The sequence below is a fragment of the Clostridium sp. MCC353 genome (assembly GCF_018785315.1).
In the GTDB taxonomy this organism is placed as follows: domain Bacteria; phylum Bacillota; class Clostridia; order Lachnospirales; family Lachnospiraceae; genus CHH4-2.
Window position 1 is genome coordinate 58,288 of sequence record NZ_WQPN01000025.1, and the last position, 15,425, is coordinate 73,712.

The window sequence follows — 15,425 nt, forward strand, 5'->3', positions numbered from 1 at the left end:
GGCAGATTTAAATGCTGCCATAATGTCATTTCATATACATTTCAATCATCTCTTTCTTAAATTCCTCATCCGTCTCCAAACGGTCAAGCTCTTCCTGCCCTATACCGTCCTTCAGCATCAATTTAATCAGCCGCAGCATAAACTGTTCGCCTTCTGCCTTTCCTTCTCCCTTTCCCTCAGCCCGGCCTTTACTAGTATAATAATTCCTGATGGTTGTCTCATCCGATAATTTCATCGCTTCTTTCAAGTACCTGTACCGCAGTTCCCGGTCCGAATTGATCTTCTCCATCTCCTCTACCGCCGCTTTCATATACTCATTCTTCTCAGCCATATCTCTCAACACCTTCCAATCTTTCGCCGATATCAGCTTTGCCCATCTATAGACTTCTTCTCCGGCCTCCTCTTGGGAGATCCGCTCCAGTTGATTTAAGTATAACATGCGCAAACTCAGCTTGTCACTATATATGGTATGGGTTTTCTCATCCATCAGCCGGATGACAGAGTAATAATGTTCCGTTTGAGGCAGATCAAACCCTAAAATACCGATATGAACGCATTCCTCCAACTCTGAATAATCCTCTCCCTTTGAAAAATCATCAATATACATCTTGCTCAAATAAAACAAAGACCTCTCTTCCCAAAAGGGATATTCCAATACCTGAATCTCAATATTGATCTTGCGTTCATGGTTCAGATGTACTCTCACATCCAATATTCCTTCCCGGTCTTCCTTATATTCACCGTGTAAATAGGTATCCGGAAATTCCAATTCCTTAATGTCTTCCACCGGAATATCTAAAAGTGCGCTTAACAGCCCGGTTAACGCGGTCTTATTGTGAAAGGTCTTCTTAAAGGCGAAATCATTCGTGAGATGAATATTAAGCATTTTTTCGCTGTCTGCCAGCTCACGGATGATCCGTTCTTTTCCTTTCCTGTCCATTAAATTCGCTAAGTTTGCAGTCAAAAATACCTTGTTTTTACTGTCTTCCATATGCAGTATCTCCTTATATTATTTTATAAAAAATGGGATCGCTGGCAGAACTGCCAAAATAATTCAGAAGCGGAAACTCCTGAGATAAGTTCCTTTACTCTATCACAGGCATAGATTAAAATCAAGAGATATTTTTATCAAAACTCACCATATAGCAACCGTTTAGACCGCTCATCTTCCTGACTGTAAAAGCCGGTCAAAATGCATCGGATATCCATCTTTTAATCATCCTCTGAAAAGGAAAAAATATTTCAAGCCTTTTAAAAATGCATTATCAATGATATACTTAAATTCCCTCAACATCATATTCTGCTTTAAGGAGCACTACAATAGTAGAAAGGAGTCCTATTATGTTCCGCATGTGGGCCAAAATATTCCGCAACAATCATATGATAAAAGATACTGTAATCTGCAACGGCGATTACTCCATATCCCGAACTTCCATGGTTTTTCAGGCCATCGATGATATTTGCTATGAATTTGATCTGGGCAAACCAATTTGGCTGGATTCCAACATTGCTGATTTCAAACGCCATGACAAAACCCGTTTCAATAAGGATAATTTCATAGAATCCATTGATTTTGATTATTTGGAAATACAAGTAATCGAAGAGTAATTATTTGGCAATAATTGTTAAATGTTTTGTCATAATTAGAATAAAAACGTTAATTTAATATAAGGTTTCGTTAAGGTCTGAAAAAGAGTGATATGATACAATTTAATCAGATAATTTTCATTACTATGTGAATCATAAATTTTTTAGAAGGAGCAGGTGGTTGAATGAAGATTCTGAAAATTGTAAAACACTTTATATTTCTCTGTATGTTCGTCTGCATTTGCTTTTTCATTGTAACGGCAGTGCAGGGATACCTGATCTACCGTGACGCTATAAATTCTGTGAGCCTGGAACAAAAAGTAGAATCCATTCAGTCAAAAGAAAGCTATACCAGCTATGAAGAGCTGCCCCAGACTTATATCAACGCGGTGATTTCTGTGGAAGACAAACGTTTTTACAGTCATCCCGGAATCGACGTAATCGCCATTGGCCGTGCGGTTGTCAATGATATCAAAGCAGGCGCGTTTATTGAAGGCGGCAGCACGATCACACAGCAGCTTGCTAAAAACTTATATTTTTCCCAGGAAAAGGAATTAACCAGAAAAGCGGCAGAAGTATTTATGGCATTCCATATTGAAAATACGTATGAGAAAGAAGATATTCTTGAAATTTACCTGAACACCATTTATTTCGGTGATGGTTATTATTGCGTTAAAGATGCCAGCCAGGGGTATTTTGGTAAAGATCCCGCCGACATGTCGGAATATGAATGCACATTGCTGGCAGGTATTCCTAACGCTCCGTCGGTATACGCGCCTACTAAGAACCCACAGTTGGCAAGAAGGCGCCAGCTTCAGGTTTTTAAGCGGATGGTGGCCTGCGGTTACTATTCCTTGGAGCAGGCTGAAACCGTAGCTGCTCAGGTTCAATATTAGATCACATAAAATCAGGCGTCCGGAAAACCGGACGCCTTAATTTTATATTCACTGGAAATTATAATCTCTTTAACAAAGCTTCCCGTTCTGCTTCATAACCAGGTTTTCCAAGCAAAGCGAACATGTTCTTTTTATAGCTTTCCACGCCTGGCTGGTTGAACGGGTTCACACCCAGGATATATCCGCTCAGACCGCATGCAAATTCAAAGAAGTAGAATAACTGACCCAGATAATAAGCGTTCTGCTCAGGAACGTTGACTTTCAGGTTCGGAACCTGACCATCCGTATGTGCCAGAATGGTACCGTTCATGGCACTCTTATTGACAAAGTCAACGGTCTTTCCTGCAAGATAGTTCATACCATCCGTATCAACTTCTTCTTCCTTCAAAATGATCTCTGCCTCTGACTCTTCTACATTGATCACAGTCTCAAACATGATGCGCGCGCCATCCTGAATGAACTGTCCCATGGAATGCAGATCTGTGGTCAGATCAACTGCAGCCGGGAAAATCCCCTTCTGGTCCTTGCCTTCGCTCTCGCCGAACAGCTGTTTCCACCATTCAGACACATAATGAAGGCTGGGCTCATAATTTGCAACAACCTCAACATTCTTACCTTTTCTCAATAAAATGTTGCGGATTGCCGCATACAGCATGGCGGGATTGCTCTCATATGGAGTTTCAAGCGCTTTTGCTCTTCCAGAAGCTGCGCCTTCCATTAACTGATCGATATCCGCTCCGCTGACTGCTATAGGAAGCAAACCAACTGCTGTAAGTACGGAGAAACGTCCGCCTACATCATCAGGAACTACAAAGCTCTCATAGCCTTCCTGAGTTGCCAGATTCTTTAAAGCGCCTCTGGCCTTGTCAGTGGTTGCATAAATACGTTTATTGGCTTCTTCTTTGCCATATTTCTCTATTAACATTTCCTTAAATACACGGAAAGCGATGGCTGGCTCAGTAGTTGTACCTGACTTGGATATAATATTGATGGAAAAATCCTTCCCTGCAAGCACTGCCTGCAAATCCTTTATGTACTTACTGCTGATGCTGTTGCCTACAAAATAAATCTCCGGAGTTTTACGTGTCTCCTTGTCCAAAACATTATAAAAACTGTTTGTTAAAAACTCAATTGCCGCTCTTGCACCAAGGTAAGAACCGCCGATACCAATTACCAGCAACACATCTGAATCGCTCTGGATCTTTGCCGCAGCTTTCTTGATCCGGTCAAATTCTTCCTTATCATAGTCTACCGGCAAATCAATCCAACCAAGAAAATCATTACCTGCTCCTGTTTTTTCTGTCAGCACGTTCTTAGCGCACTCAACGGTGGCTTTCATATTGTTCAATTCTTCTGCTGAGATAAAACCAGTAGCTTTTGAATAATCAAATGTTATTTCTTTACTCATGATGTTCTTCTCCTTTTTGTACGTTATAAAATTGACAAATATATTAGCTAGATTATATCACATCTCCCTTTAACTCTCAAGCCAGATATTCCCGGATAATTTCTCCGATCAACTGCAGTTCCTCCGGATTGAGCTCTTTGATCCAGCTGTCGTCCGCCTTTCTTTTTTCCCGGCTGGCCGCAATCTGCTCCAAACTTTGTTTTAAATAGTCCACATCCCGCTTGGCCGTTGTGTCGGCTGCTTCCGCGGTCTGGACCTGAACCTGTTCCCTGCGGTTTCTTCCGCCCCGTTTTCTTTCAGGCAATCCCGTACTGCCTGTCCTCTCTCTGGTGCTGTTTCTGGTGTTTTCCTGTACGGTACTCTCTTCTTCATTCAATATATCTGTTTTAGATTCCTGGGACAGCCGGAACAACAGTGTATTTTCCATATAATCCTGCATTCCCGCTAAGAGCTGCTGTCTGCGCTCTGTCAGGTTAAGGCCGGAATCCACCATCATGGTAAACATACCGAGGAGGATTCCGGCTGAACCATACAAGACGACATAATAGGAATCGCATCTATACCAATAAGAAGCGAACGCCAGCACACCTCCCGCAAAAAAGTTGAGGAACATCAGTTGGGCGGAGACATTTCCCCATCCATTTAAGGAAATTCCCATGAAACGGTAACCATACATCTGTTTTTCTATGTAAGCGCGAATATTTCGGATTCCTCCGTTTAGCCGGTATGTACTTTCAGTCTTCTGTTTCAGATCTCTGAGGTATTTGTTTTTGGTAAGTGTCATGTTATCGGTTTCTTTAATCAATCTTTTGTAGAGGTTACGTGTTATCAGCCGCCCAAACATTCCTAATAAACAAATGGCTGCCAACAAGTAAAGTGCTTTTCCTGTTTCTAAAAACTGTTGCATAATAAAAGCTCCCCTTTCTTTTCCCGGATAATTTCCAGATAGGTATCATTATAACCACCTGTTTTCCGTTTGGGAAGATCAGAGAGCCTAGAATCGTTCGTCAAATTCTCGCATAAATCGATTATTAACTTATAGTTGAACCCATTTTAAAGTTCAACTGCATCCTTAACCATAGCCACTACCAGCCGGACACTGTGTTCAATGGCAGCCGCCTCAAACACTGGATAATCAATGCTTGCGCTGTCATCCGCCTTGTCCGAAATAGCCCGGATTACCAGATAAGGAACCTTATTCAGATAGGCCGCCTGAGCGATTGCAGCTCCTTCCATCTCAGTACAGTAACCGTCGAATGTCGAACTAATCCAGTTCTTTTTTTCCTTATCTGAAATAAACTGATCACCGCTGACCACTCTGCCCACCCATGTACCGATCTCTGGATTGACTTCCCGGCAGCACTTTTCAGCCAGTCTGATCAGGCCTTCATCCGCCGGAAATGCCAGGGTATCCACTCTGGGGATCTGTCCCAGCGCATATCCAAACATAGCCGCGTCTACATCATGCTGTAAAGAATCACTTGACAAAACAATGTCTCCAATATTGATCTCGGCCTTCAAAGAGCCTGCAATTCCCGTATTAATCAATGCGGACACACCGTAACGATCCACCAGTATCTGGCTGCACAACGCCGCGTTCACCTTACCGATCCCGGACCGCACCACAACAATCTCCCTGCCATACATCTTTCCTTGGCAGAAACTCATACCTGCGGCTTCCTGTATCCGCACATCTGTCATCATATCCTTTAGTTTTGCCACTTCTTCTTCCATCGCTCCGATAATTCCTATCATATCTGTTCTCCTTTTATTCCTTCCGGTTACTATTCACAGCCCTCGCTGGAGGACCCGCTATACCAGTAACCGCCGGCATCCTGCATAATCCCTTGTCTTGCCTGATTTCTTTCCGTGAATTTGATAATTATAACAGAAATCACAGTTCTTGACAATCATTCCGCTTCATAGCATAATCTAGTAAGTATAGAGCCCCTTTCTCACATTTTTGCTGAACAGGCACTCTATCATTGATTATAAACAAATATGGAGGTATTCACACATGAATTTTAAAACCCAGGGCGTCTGCTCCCGCGAGATTAATTTCGAAATTAAAGATAATAAAGTAGTAAATGTGGAGTTTGTAGGCGGATGCGCCGGAAATACCCAGGGCGTTGCCCGGTTAATTGAAGGAATGGACATAGACGATGCAATTGCTCGAATGGACGGGATCCACTGCGGCCCGCGGCCTACCTCTTGCCCGGATCAGTTGGCAAAGGCGTTGAAGAAGTATAAGGAAGAACATAGGTAGAGGGGAAAAAGGGTGGGCAGTTCGGAGAACTGCCCACGGAGTGGTTTTTGGGGGGTTATTTTATTTTGGTTAGGAGGACACCGTCAGTTATAGCACCCGCAGTCTCCCTTCTCCCTTCTTTTTTAGCCAGATAAGTTCCTCTTAATCTATAGTAGTATCCTGGCACGATTCCCTCTCCAGTTAACGTATAAGAGACAGAAGGAGCCCCCATAAAAGCTTCATCACAATCGCCTTCACCTAACGTAAATTCCGTATCAATGTAAGATAAATTTACCCAATCTTCAATATCAGGATCATACTTATCCAAATATAGTGTTATCATTGCATAATCTAATGTAGCATGAGCAATTATTTGACCTGATGCATTAATAGTACCATCTTCATTATTAGTAATACTTGCAATTCTAGATGCCATTAACATTCCTCTTGGATCACCAGCCTCTAGATTAAAAGAAACACTCTGCCCTGGTGGTAAAAGTTTCGTCTCCTCCTCTGCATATGCTGATGTAGAAATAAATAAACTTAATATTAATACTATACACAACAACCTCTGGTATCTCTTAATCCTCATTTTTTTCTCCTTGGTTCACTAATTTATCTACTAATAGAATACTAACTTTTTTACCACTTTTACAAAATCATCCTCCGAAAGATTACCTGATAAACTATAATATGCATTATCAATACTTAAATCTGCAGTATATTCAACAGAACCATCCTCTAAAATATTTTTTCTTATAATTATATCCTTATCCAACAAAGGGTTATAAACTTCAAGGTATGTATTTGTATCAGTATAAACAGCTACTGAATTGTTCGATGAATTACGTTCTTCGATCAGACTAAGTTTATGATCTTCTGAAATAAAGCTAAGGACAGCACGGTTATCTCTAACCGTTAATACATCAAATAACATTTCTTCTGGCAAATAGTCTAAAGAAATAACTCTAATGCCTAGCTGCTCTTGAACCTGCTGATATGCATCTGATGATTTACTGCTTTTAACCAGATTATCATCATTATTCCAAATAATTTTGTTAGAAGATCCCTCCTCCCTCTTCTGATACTCATAACTCCTCTTTGCCGAACCTCCAATCCCCTGTGCCAATACCAACGATCCCAGCAAAGCCGCTGCCAACAACGGCTTCCATGCATTACGAAGCCTGAAATGGCGTTTTTTCTTACCTTCTTGTTCTTTGCGGCGTTCGTGTGCCATAGCTAGAATTTTGTCAAATTCACCTTCCGGAGCTTTTAGCTCCTCCTGCAGCTCCGGAGATGCCTTCCATTGTGCTTCCGCAGCTTCGAATTCAGCAAGCAGCTGTTCGTCACTATAGCCGAATGCTGTTTTTAACTTCTCGTCTATGGAATTGTCATTTATGTTGTTTTTACTATTATTATCCACAGAACACCTCATAATTACAGTTTGACCGTTAGTTCCCATCCTCTTTGGGGTTGACTTTTTGGTCTTAACGTTTAGTATATTAAATATATTGATATTGGAGGCAGCACACTATGAAAAAAATCATTTTAACCGGCGGTGGTACGGCCGGCCATGTTACCCCGAATCTTGCATTGGTTCCCTCTTTGAAAGAACTGGGATATGAAATCCACTATATCGGTTCCTATCAGGGAATCGAGCGTAAACTTATTGAAGAAGCAGGTATTCCTTATGATGGAATATCTTCCGGTAAATTACGCCGTTATTTTGATTTTAAAAACTTCTCAGATCCATTTCGCGTTGTTAAAGGATATGGCGAAGCTTTAAGACTTTTGAAAAAATACAAACCGGATATTGTATTTTCCAAAGGCGGTTTCGTTGCAGTACCTGTAGTATTAGCCGCTAAGCACTATAAAATCCCTGTCATTATCCATGAATCAGACATGACACCCGGACTTGCCAACAAACTTTGCATCCCGTCAGCAAAAAAAGTATGCTGTAATTTTCCGGAAACTCTGAATTATCTGCCCGAAGAAAAAGCGGTGCTTACCGGGTCGCCAATTCGCAAAGAACTCTTACAAGGAGACCGTTTGTCAGGACTTCAGTATGCCCACTTATCGGCAAATAAGCCGGTAATTATGGTCATAGGAGGAAGCCTTGGCTCCGTCACCGTAAATACAGCCGTTCGATCCATCTTAAACAGACTATTAGAACAATTCCAGGTGATACATATCTGTGGAAAGGGCAATCTGGACGAGAGCCTGATTGGTACTTCCGGATATGTACAGTATGAATATGTTGATGCTCCGTTGAAACATCTCTTTGCAGTCGCGGATATCGTGATATCCAGAGCCGGCGCCAACTCAATCTGTGAAATACTGGCGCTCAGAAAACCAAATATCTTAATACCTTTGTCAGCAGCTGCCAGCAGAGGTGATCAAATCCTAAATGCTAAATCCTTTGAAAAACAGGGATTCAGCACCTTGCTGGAAGAAGAATCTCTGAATGAAGGCTCCCTTTATCAGGCAATAATATCTACCTACAATAAACGTCAGGAATACACTGCAAATATGGAACAAAGTACGTTAAATGATGCCGTGGGCACAATTATCAATCTGATTGAATCCTATGCAAATGAAGACTAACCGCATCATTTAAACATATCTCTTAAATATTTTCTGATTCTGGAAATCCTCATCCGCAAAGCCGGTTCTGATATTTCCAGGATCAGGCTTATATCTTCTATGGGCCGTTCTTCGATAAAGTACAGAATAGCTACATCACGCCAGTCTTTCTTCATCTCCATAATTTCTTTTCTGATTTCCTGTAAAGTTTCATCTCTTGCAAGGGTATCCAAAACATCTTTTGTATTTTTATTTGCAACTATCTTCGTCTCATCAAATGGTTCTTCCGTATCCATGCTCACCATATCATAATGGGACCTTTTTCTAAATAAATCGATACACTTGTTCTTCACTATTCTGACAAGCATTGCCTTTTTCTGTTTATCATTCCAGTCTAAAGGATACTTCAGATAATATGCTAAGTAAGTTTCCTGAATCATATCGTCTATATCATCGACAGAGACACCCTGATTCCTGGCAATAGTACGTAGGATAGGTTCGAAATCTTTATACATGGTACGCAACTTCTGATCATCATCTTGTTGCATATCTTTCTCCTAAAAAGTAATTATATTTTATTTCAGCGCATCATAGAGCAACTTAGCAGTCTCCTGTAACTCCTCTGGCGCAGCACTTCCCGGATTCCAAGTAACCATGGCTGGACCACCCTCATAGCGGGGAATGATATGCATGTGGAAATGATATACGGTCTGCCCTGCCTCCGAACCATTATTCTGTACCAGGTTAAAACCTGCGCATCCTAACGTTTCCTTCATCACGGCTCCAATTTTCCCTGCCAACGGAAGAACCTTCGCCGCAAGGTCTGCATCCAGCTCACAAACATCCTTATAATGATTTTTAGGTAAAATTAAGGCATGTCCTTTGGATGCAGGACCCAGATCCAAAATAACTCTGAAATCCTCATCTTCATAAATTGTAGAAGACGGAATATCGCCTCCTGCAATCTTGCAAAAAATACAATTATCCTCTTTCATAACGCCCTCCTTTCTTACATCTATATTTCATAATCACGGTTTAAGCGTGGTTTCCTGTACAATATCATGGACATCAGAATACCAAGAATCAGTCCTGATATGTGTGCCGCATTATCCACACCACCACCAATAAAACCAAAATATAATGAACACCCAATAACCATAACCAGCTGCCGGGTGCTTAAATCTTCTAATTGTCCCCGATTAACAACTACAGCATATAAAAGTCCTCCGATTACTCCGAATATTGCACCGGATGCTCCTGCCGAAACCACATTTCTATATTGGCTGATATTAAACTGCATTGATATGATATTAGCGCCAACTCCGCATACTATGTAAAACAATAAATATTTAACTTTACCCAGAGCCCGTTCCAAATTATCTCCAAGAACAAATAAAATCACCATATTATTTAGGATATGATCAATGCCAAAGTGCATAAATATAGATGTAAACAGACGGTAATATTCCTTATATTCCACCACGTATGGGGCATACATTGCACCATGTTCCACCATGAAATTCAAATTATCCGTAGAACCAGCTAATTCAAGGTACAAAAAATAGATTACATTAACAGCGATTATCGCACCATTAACATAAGCTATGTTTTTTCTTCGCCCGTTATCCATGAAAAATCTCCTTTGTATACATCAGAAGTATTTTATCATACTATTAACTGTTTGTTAAGTCGTTATTTTATTTAATACTGGACTTTTTCGTAATTTTACGCATAAATAAAATAATATATTCATAGAAAACGATATGCTGCATCAGCTATATAAACTTCATCTCCAGAGGATAATTCCACACAGGCGTTATTATCGAGCATAATTCCATTGACCACTGTCCCATTGGTGGAATTCAAATCCGTCAACAGATACCGCCCATCCTGCTCATCCAGGCGCACATGCAGCCGGCTGACCGTATCCTTTGCCAGTACATAGTCAGCAATCCCTTCCTGTTTTCCTATTATAAAGGGATAATATTCCAGCAGGATATCCGGTCTTTCCGGCTGCAGGCTTACCAATTTATGAAATCCTTTTCTTTTTTCAGTCTCTGCCAGCAAAACAGTATTGTCTTCTCTATATGAAGGCAAATTAACCTGTTTTGGCATCATGTCTTCGAAAGCTTCTTCCTGTGGTTTGTCTTCAAATTCCATATGCCAGGTATTAAGCTCTGATAATTTTCCCTCAGCTGGTGGTTCTTTCTCCTGTTCCGGATCAGAACGTTTATTCCATACTAATATTGTAATTATAATTAATACTAATTCAATTCCGGCTATCCATTTCCATCCGCCATAAAGCGCATCTCTCCCGCCCCATCCATAGAGCCCAGCCATGCCGATGGGCAGGAAAAGGAGTTGGTACCAGGGCTTTTGCCTTTGTTTTTGGGGAATAACAAGAGGTTCTTCTTTTATATTTTCTCTGTTTCCGGTCGCAGGGCATGTTATTTTTGAAGAATCAGTCTCCTGTTCTTCCTCTGTCTCATATCCGCCGTTCACCGGATAAAGCAGTTTCAGAAGGTCTTTCATTCCATAATTTTCCTTCTGGCTTTCCTGAAACAGGCTGTAGGCCAGTACAACGCTCTCTTTATCCTGGTGATCCACTTTGCCTAACAGATATTGAAGTAATTTTGTCAGCGCTGCCGGAAAATCGCCATGGTATCCCGGAACGAGACAGAGCCCGAATTCTCCGCTTTCAGGATCCGTATAAATATATTCAGGATCCATGAGTATCTGCTCCTCACTTAACAAAAATGTGTCTATTTTTTCCAAAACACGGCTGATGCCCAGAATTAAACGGCTGATTTCTGATGACTTAATGTTTCTGCTGTTCAAAAGCCGTTTAAGCGGCTGACGGGAGGTTATCTCATAATAATACAGCTTCTCATTATCCGTGAGTTTAACCCTGAATTTAAGCAAACCTTCAATATGATTTCCGGCCAGCATCTTCTCCGCATATCCGCTTTGGTCACCCTCTCCTTTTACAATCATATAATTATGCTTCATTTCCCGTTTATACGTGATATCCATCTTTGACTCCTACTTCACAATAAGGCTGATCATCCTGATGAACTCTTCCGGCTCGTAAAGCCCCTTTTCCAACTGAACAGTCCTCTTATTTCCCTGGTATTGTCCGCTCACCTTGTTCCCACTTTCGGATACCTGAATTCGGTATTCAGGAACCGATAATGAAGAACTGCCTCTATGATATCTCTTATACTCCACCGTTTCATGGAGCTTCATAATGCCTGCCGTATCATTTTTCCATTGGAAAGCAGTCTGAATCAATATACAAAGGGCTGTGAGCACAATTCCCATCACAATTGCTGATTCTACCGTATAACTGCCCTTTAATCTCATAGGCATGCCATCCAGATGCCTGCCGGGAGCAAAAACGGCAGAAACGGAACCGTTCTGCCCCGGAAATTCCGGCGGGAACAAATTCCCGCAGCAATCATTATGACGCTGAATATGCTGCAGAAGAGCAAGCCGTATAACAGCAGTAAACAGTTATCAATAACCGGAAGGTATAAGCCGGAAACAAGAAAGAACATGCCGTCTCCTTCGCCTATGGCTCCTTGGGACAGCATTCCAATTCCCAACAGAATCAGGCCAATTCCAGCGCTGATTACCATATCCGGTCTGATCCCCTTCCTAATTAATAAAGCTGCTGCACCAAATACGATAAAAACCCATAGCGATACGCTCTTCACACGCAGATCCTGCCAGGCCGCTATACTCCAAAATAGTAAAAATACAATCATCCTGATCTTCAATTTTATATTCCTCCCTTTCCCCCTGAACAATAGGAGCAGCTCCCAAGGTATTCCACTTCAGACAGCCTGGCTTCCTGTACATAAGCGATGATCGCACTGCAGCCAGGATCAGAGTGGTATTTATCACCGCTCGGCATTATATATACCATAGCTCCACCGCCGGTACTGCCGCATCTGCTGCAGGCGTGATAGATGCCGCCTCCTGCATTTCGCAGACTTTCAACCTCTTCTTTAGAAACTGCCTTTAAATCATTGTAAAGGTAATGGCAATAGCGGTCCCTGTGATATCTGGTCCCATTTCTCCCAATATAAACAAGCTCATCGGAGTCTTTCTCTTCCGTATCTTCTTTCTCCTTCCCCCCATCTCTTCCAATCCATGCGCGCCTGCGGCAGCGGCACATCTGCGGAATGCTTTTTACTCCGAACATTGAAAAAGGCAGGCGGACTTTATATCGAAGCACCAAATCAATGTCATCATCTCCATTCATGAACTCCGATTCTGCCAGCCTTAAATCTTCCACCGGATACCCTGCGCACCTGCGGTTTAAATCGTAGGAAATACCCGCCAGCACAGCCGCTTTTGTAGCAAATCCATGTAAATATTCTTCCTTCCATTGCTGATTACTTTCCGATATGTCCTTCCCCTGCTCCATACGGTAAGTCACATATGCATAACGGGCGGCATCCTCCCCGGCTGATTCCAGGGCGGCCTGCATCTGCCGGTGGATATCCATCACCTTCATAGGAGCTAAAAGAGATATCATGAAAAACAGAAACAGGCTCAGGGCACAGGCAGCTTCCACGCTCATGGCGGCTTTCCTGGAGGAGATGAAAGATAATACCCTTTTTTCCAGGATCGATTTGAATTTCGCGGGCATTCGTACTTGGAGAGTTACGTTGGTTTTATTTATTTTTCCCAATATTTTATAGAGCTCTGAAAAAAAGGGCATTATCCTTCACCTCCTCCCATCTAATATGATTTACCAGCATTTGCAGTCATCTCATAACTGCTCGTTTTTCCAGCTAAGTTATCCACCATGTTCAGAGAAAAGAAATTGTGTTTTCCACAAACACTGCAGTTTATATCCACCATATATACTGCATTCTCAAGGTTAAAACCAGGCTGTTTTTTCGATATATTGGACTGGATGATATCCATCAACCGGTAATATTTTAACGTCGGTTCCATTGGAAGGAGAAGAAGCTTTAAATATCCCTGATAGGAAAACCCGTTCTGGGGCAAATCACAGTTCGGCAGTTCCGCCTTTTCACCCAGGCGCAAAAGCCCCTCTAAATCAAGGTTCCAATCCTCTGAGGATTTTAAAACCGGAATCTTGCCTCCCTGCAGCAAAATTCTTAAATCCATGATACCCTCTCCCAAGGCCCAGACCCCCATGATAAAAACTGCCAGCACTGAGGCTAACGGCGCCAATCCTGCCGAACCTGCAATTACCGCCCCAAGGGCTCTCGCCTCTTCTTTTTTCTTTGGATCGGATAGAATATGGATCAAATTCAGCCCTGTCCTGACTGCCAGAAGTTCTAAAACCGTCTTTGACAGATTCTCCCTGTCCGATTCCTCTCCGGCAATCAGATATTCCATCTCATAATATGTATTTTCATCAGTCTCACTCAGCACATCTGTACAGACCATCTGACAGTATTGGTTTACCAGAGCTCTTTTTATCAAGTCGTCTCCATCTGTATTGCCGTCGGCGCTGTGTGAACGTGAGGGCCACCATGCTGTATTCCAAACGCCCACGGATACTGCCTTTCCTTCGGGCATGATGAAGCTGAGCAGCCCTGATCCGGCCATGGATGTGATCTGTTCCAGCCATGCCTGCTTCTTCTTATCAGCAACCCCCGCCTGGCGGGAAAGGCTGCTCTTCTCATATTTTTGCAAATGGGATCTTACCGGCTCCCAAAGCTCTTCTTCATCCAATTCATCATCTGCCGGTTCCCAATCGTTAATATACTGAATAACCTCATCCGCTTCCTGCTTCACCGATTGTATCAATCCTGTATTGCGTTCAGATAAAGAAATCAGCCCCCTGACCTCTTTTCTTCGCTCTCCATCCTCTAATATGTAAGTTTCATAGGCATGCAGTTCCTCTTCCAATGCCTGCCTGGTGGAATCGGATAAATCAGCAGTTTTCTCATCCAGATTTATACGGCTTTTCCCGATGTCCGCTGCCAGGATGTCCGCCTGCTTTTCGTACCGTGCCACCAGGCCGGGCATGCGCTTCAACTCTTTTATAAGCTCACCCGCATGTTTTAAAAACGCGCCTCCGTCACAATTATGAAGAGCTTCAAGGCCGGCGTTTTTTATTCTCTCCTGGCCGCCCAGGCTGGCGCTGATCTCTTCAAGGGCCTGTTCCAGCTTCACCGCTTTTTTTGTATGGCTGTTATAAGAACTGCTGATACCTGATGCTGCCCCTGCCTCTTTGACCTGTTTTAGCAGCTCTTCTGCATTTTCCGGGGCCACCTCAATCTGAGTAAATATTCCATATTTCATATAATCCAGAATCTCATCCTGAAGATATCTGCCGCCTTCATCTGTTATATGGTTCCAATTTTTTACTTCTGCTCTGGCCTCACTCATGGAGTACCAGTTTTCCGCGTCCGCATAAGATTGAAAATAATTTAGAAAATCCGCTTCCACCTCCTCTTGGGAATTGGCTTCTAACAACAGCAAATGGTAACTCTCCCATAATTCCCTGTGGTATCCGGCCAGCACTGATTCCAGGGAAGAATTCACCGCTGTCTGCATATACCATCTGGCGCCTGCCGTCCTGGCTGACTCCAGCAGAACGCAGATCAGGCTGCAGGTACACATCAAAACCAGGCTGAGAAATACGGTGACCTGTCCGCTTTTTCTAGTCATAATCTTCATCCTCACGTCCTTATCCGGTTTTCTCTTGGCAGACTTA

Annotated in this window: 18 protein-coding genes; 4 read left to right on the top strand and 14 right to left on the bottom strand. The window is 42.4% G+C overall.

The window, feature by feature from the left end; all coding sequences use genetic code 11:
• Positions 1-25 precede the first annotated feature (25 nt).
• Positions 26-991, bottom strand: a complete 966-nt coding sequence (locus GPL15_RS06395; protein ID WP_252198133.1) for an Rpn family recombination-promoting nuclease/putative transposase — start codon at positions 989-991, stop codon at positions 26-28.
• Positions 992-1,341: 350 nt separating this feature from the next.
• On the opposite strand from GPL15_RS06395, the gene GPL15_RS06400 reads away from it, so the two are divergent.
• Together GPL15_RS06400 and GPL15_RS06405 are read left to right on the top strand one after the other, a co-directional pair.
• Positions 1,342-1,608: a hypothetical protein gene (locus tag GPL15_RS06400; protein ID WP_215697146.1), complete on the top strand. Its 267-nt coding sequence runs from the start codon at positions 1,342-1,344 to the stop codon at positions 1,606-1,608.
• A gap of 164 nt (positions 1,609-1,772) precedes the next feature.
• Positions 1,773-2,483 carry a biosynthetic peptidoglycan transglycosylase gene (locus GPL15_RS06405; protein WP_215697148.1) on the top strand — a complete coding sequence of 237 codons (711 nt, stop codon included), beginning with the start codon at positions 1,773-1,775 and terminating at the stop codon, positions 2,481-2,483.
• Between the two features lie 58 nt (positions 2,484-2,541).
• Here the strand turns inward: GPL15_RS06405 and GPL15_RS06410 are convergent, their stop codons facing one another.
• The 3 genes from GPL15_RS06410 to GPL15_RS06420 all read right to left on the bottom strand — a co-directional run bounded on the left by GPL15_RS06410 (position 2,542) and on the right by GPL15_RS06420 (position 5,646).
• Positions 2,542-3,891 (bottom strand): glucose-6-phosphate isomerase, encoded by a 1,350-nt coding sequence (locus GPL15_RS06410; protein WP_215697151.1) that lies wholly within the window; start codon positions 3,889-3,891, stop codon positions 2,542-2,544.
• Positions 3,892-3,967: 76 nt separating this feature from the next.
• On the bottom strand, positions 3,968-4,675 hold the full coding sequence (locus GPL15_RS06415) for a hypothetical protein (protein ID WP_252198134.1): 708 nt from the start codon (positions 4,673-4,675) through the stop codon (positions 3,968-3,970).
• A gap of 269 nt (positions 4,676-4,944) precedes the next feature.
• Positions 4,945-5,646, bottom strand: coding sequence for a 5'-methylthioadenosine/adenosylhomocysteine nucleosidase (locus GPL15_RS06420; protein WP_215697153.1), 702 nt, complete (start codon positions 5,644-5,646; stop codon positions 4,945-4,947).
• 262 nt (positions 5,647-5,908) lie between these two features.
• Here GPL15_RS06420 and GPL15_RS06425 point away from each other — a divergent pair, with 262 nt between their 5' ends.
• A complete protein-coding gene (locus GPL15_RS06425; protein ID WP_215697155.1) occupies positions 5,909-6,157 on the top strand; it encodes a TIGR03905 family TSCPD domain-containing protein in 249 nt (82 codons plus the stop codon).
• A 55-nt stretch (positions 6,158-6,212) separates the two neighbouring features.
• On the opposite strand, the gene GPL15_RS06430 is transcribed toward GPL15_RS06425, so the two are convergent.
• A complete protein-coding gene (locus GPL15_RS06430; RefSeq protein ID WP_215697157.1) occupies positions 6,213-6,728 on the bottom strand; it encodes a DUF6147 family protein in 516 nt (171 codons plus the stop codon).
• A 30-nt stretch (positions 6,729-6,758) separates the two neighbouring features.
• Complete coding sequence (locus GPL15_RS27690; RefSeq protein ID WP_215697159.1) at positions 6,759-7,559, bottom strand: DUF4367 domain-containing protein; 801 nt, start codon at positions 7,557-7,559, stop codon at positions 6,759-6,761.
• Between the two features lie 110 nt (positions 7,560-7,669).
• Here GPL15_RS27690 and GPL15_RS06440 point away from each other — a divergent pair, with 110 nt between their 5' ends.
• Positions 7,670-8,740, top strand: a complete 1,071-nt coding sequence (locus tag GPL15_RS06440; protein WP_215697161.1) for an undecaprenyldiphospho-muramoylpentapeptide beta-N-acetylglucosaminyltransferase — start codon at positions 7,670-7,672, stop codon at positions 8,738-8,740.
• A gap of 5 nt (positions 8,741-8,745) precedes the next feature.
• Here the strand turns inward: GPL15_RS06440 and GPL15_RS06445 are convergent, their stop codons facing one another.
• The 8 genes from GPL15_RS06445 to GPL15_RS06480 all read right to left on the bottom strand — a co-directional run bounded on the left by GPL15_RS06445 (position 8,746) and on the right by GPL15_RS06480 (position 15,379).
• Positions 8,746-9,267 (bottom strand): RNA polymerase sigma factor, encoded by a 522-nt coding sequence (locus tag GPL15_RS06445; RefSeq protein WP_215697163.1) that lies wholly within the window; start codon positions 9,265-9,267, stop codon positions 8,746-8,748.
• A gap of 27 nt (positions 9,268-9,294) precedes the next feature.
• Complete coding sequence (locus GPL15_RS06450) at positions 9,295-9,714, bottom strand: HIT family protein (protein WP_215697165.1); 420 nt, start codon at positions 9,712-9,714, stop codon at positions 9,295-9,297.
• A 20-nt stretch (positions 9,715-9,734) separates the two neighbouring features.
• The gene (locus tag GPL15_RS06455; RefSeq protein ID WP_215697167.1) at positions 9,735-10,349 is read right to left on the bottom strand and encodes a rhomboid family intramembrane serine protease; all 615 of its coding nucleotides are present in this window, start codon (positions 10,347-10,349) and stop codon (positions 9,735-9,737) included.
• A gap of 119 nt (positions 10,350-10,468) precedes the next feature.
• A complete protein-coding gene (locus GPL15_RS06460) occupies positions 10,469-11,752 on the bottom strand; it encodes a DUF6382 domain-containing protein (protein WP_215697169.1) in 1,284 nt (427 codons plus the stop codon).
• 9 nt (positions 11,753-11,761) lie between these two features.
• The gene (locus GPL15_RS06465; RefSeq protein WP_215697171.1) at positions 11,762-12,082 is read right to left on the bottom strand and encodes a hypothetical protein; all 321 of its coding nucleotides are present in this window, start codon (positions 12,080-12,082) and stop codon (positions 11,762-11,764) included.
• The gene (locus GPL15_RS06470; RefSeq protein ID WP_215697173.1) at positions 12,079-12,498 is read right to left on the bottom strand and encodes a pilus assembly protein CpaA; all 420 of its coding nucleotides are present in this window, start codon (positions 12,496-12,498) and stop codon (positions 12,079-12,081) included. Before GPL15_RS06470 ends, GPL15_RS06465 begins: the two co-directional genes overlap by 4 nt.
• A 2-nt stretch (positions 12,499-12,500) precedes the next feature.
• The gene (locus GPL15_RS06475; RefSeq protein WP_215697175.1) at positions 12,501-13,307 is read right to left on the bottom strand and encodes a hypothetical protein; all 807 of its coding nucleotides are present in this window, start codon (positions 13,305-13,307) and stop codon (positions 12,501-12,503) included.
• 161 nt (positions 13,308-13,468) lie between these two features.
• Positions 13,469-15,379, bottom strand: coding sequence for a DUF5702 domain-containing protein (locus GPL15_RS06480; RefSeq protein WP_215697178.1), 1,911 nt, complete (start codon positions 15,377-15,379; stop codon positions 13,469-13,471).
• Between the last annotated feature and the right edge of the window lie 46 nt (positions 15,380-15,425).

Coding starts and splice junctions, on each gene's coding strand:
- GPL15_RS06405 (WP_215697148.1), top strand. CDS start 1,773: ATGAAGATTCTGAAAATTGTAAAACACTTTATATTTCTCTGTATGTTC.
- GPL15_RS06480 (WP_215697178.1), bottom strand. CDS start 15,379: ATGACTAGAAAAAGCGGACAGGTCACCGTATTTCTCAGCCTGGTTTTG.
- GPL15_RS06425 (WP_215697155.1), top strand. CDS start 5,909: ATGAATTTTAAAACCCAGGGCGTCTGCTCCCGCGAGATTAATTTCGAA.
- GPL15_RS06460 (WP_215697169.1), bottom strand. CDS start 11,752: ATGGATATCACGTATAAACGGGAAATGAAGCATAATTATATGATTGTA.
- GPL15_RS06475 (WP_215697175.1), bottom strand. CDS start 13,307: ATGAGCGTGGAAGCTGCCTGTGCCCTGAGCCTGTTTCTGTTTTTCATG.
- GPL15_RS06440 (WP_215697161.1), top strand. CDS start 7,670: ATGAAAAAAATCATTTTAACCGGCGGTGGTACGGCCGGCCATGTTACC.
- GPL15_RS06465 (WP_215697171.1), bottom strand. CDS start 12,082: ATGAGATTAAAGGGCAGTTATACGGTAGAATCAGCAATTGTGATGGGA.
- GPL15_RS06430 (WP_215697157.1), bottom strand. CDS start 6,728: ATGAGGATTAAGAGATACCAGAGGTTGTTGTGTATAGTATTAATATTA.
- GPL15_RS06455 (WP_215697167.1), bottom strand. CDS start 10,349: ATGGATAACGGGCGAAGAAAAAACATAGCTTATGTTAATGGTGCGATA.
- GPL15_RS06400 (WP_215697146.1), top strand. CDS start 1,342: ATGTTCCGCATGTGGGCCAAAATATTCCGCAACAATCATATGATAAAA.
- GPL15_RS06415 (WP_252198134.1), bottom strand. CDS start 4,675: ATGACACTTACCAAAAACAAATACCTCAGAGATCTGAAACAGAAGACT.
- GPL15_RS06420 (WP_215697153.1), bottom strand. CDS start 5,646: ATGATAGGAATTATCGGAGCGATGGAAGAAGAAGTGGCAAAACTAAAG.
- GPL15_RS06395 (WP_252198133.1), bottom strand. CDS start 991: ATGGAAGACAGTAAAAACAAGGTATTTTTGACTGCAAACTTAGCGAAT.
- GPL15_RS06450 (WP_215697165.1), bottom strand. CDS start 9,714: ATGAAAGAGGATAATTGTATTTTTTGCAAGATTGCAGGAGGCGATATT.
- GPL15_RS06445 (WP_215697163.1), bottom strand. CDS start 9,267: ATGCAACAAGATGATGATCAGAAGTTGCGTACCATGTATAAAGATTTC.
- GPL15_RS06410 (WP_215697151.1), bottom strand. CDS start 3,891: ATGAGTAAAGAAATAACATTTGATTATTCAAAAGCTACTGGTTTTATC.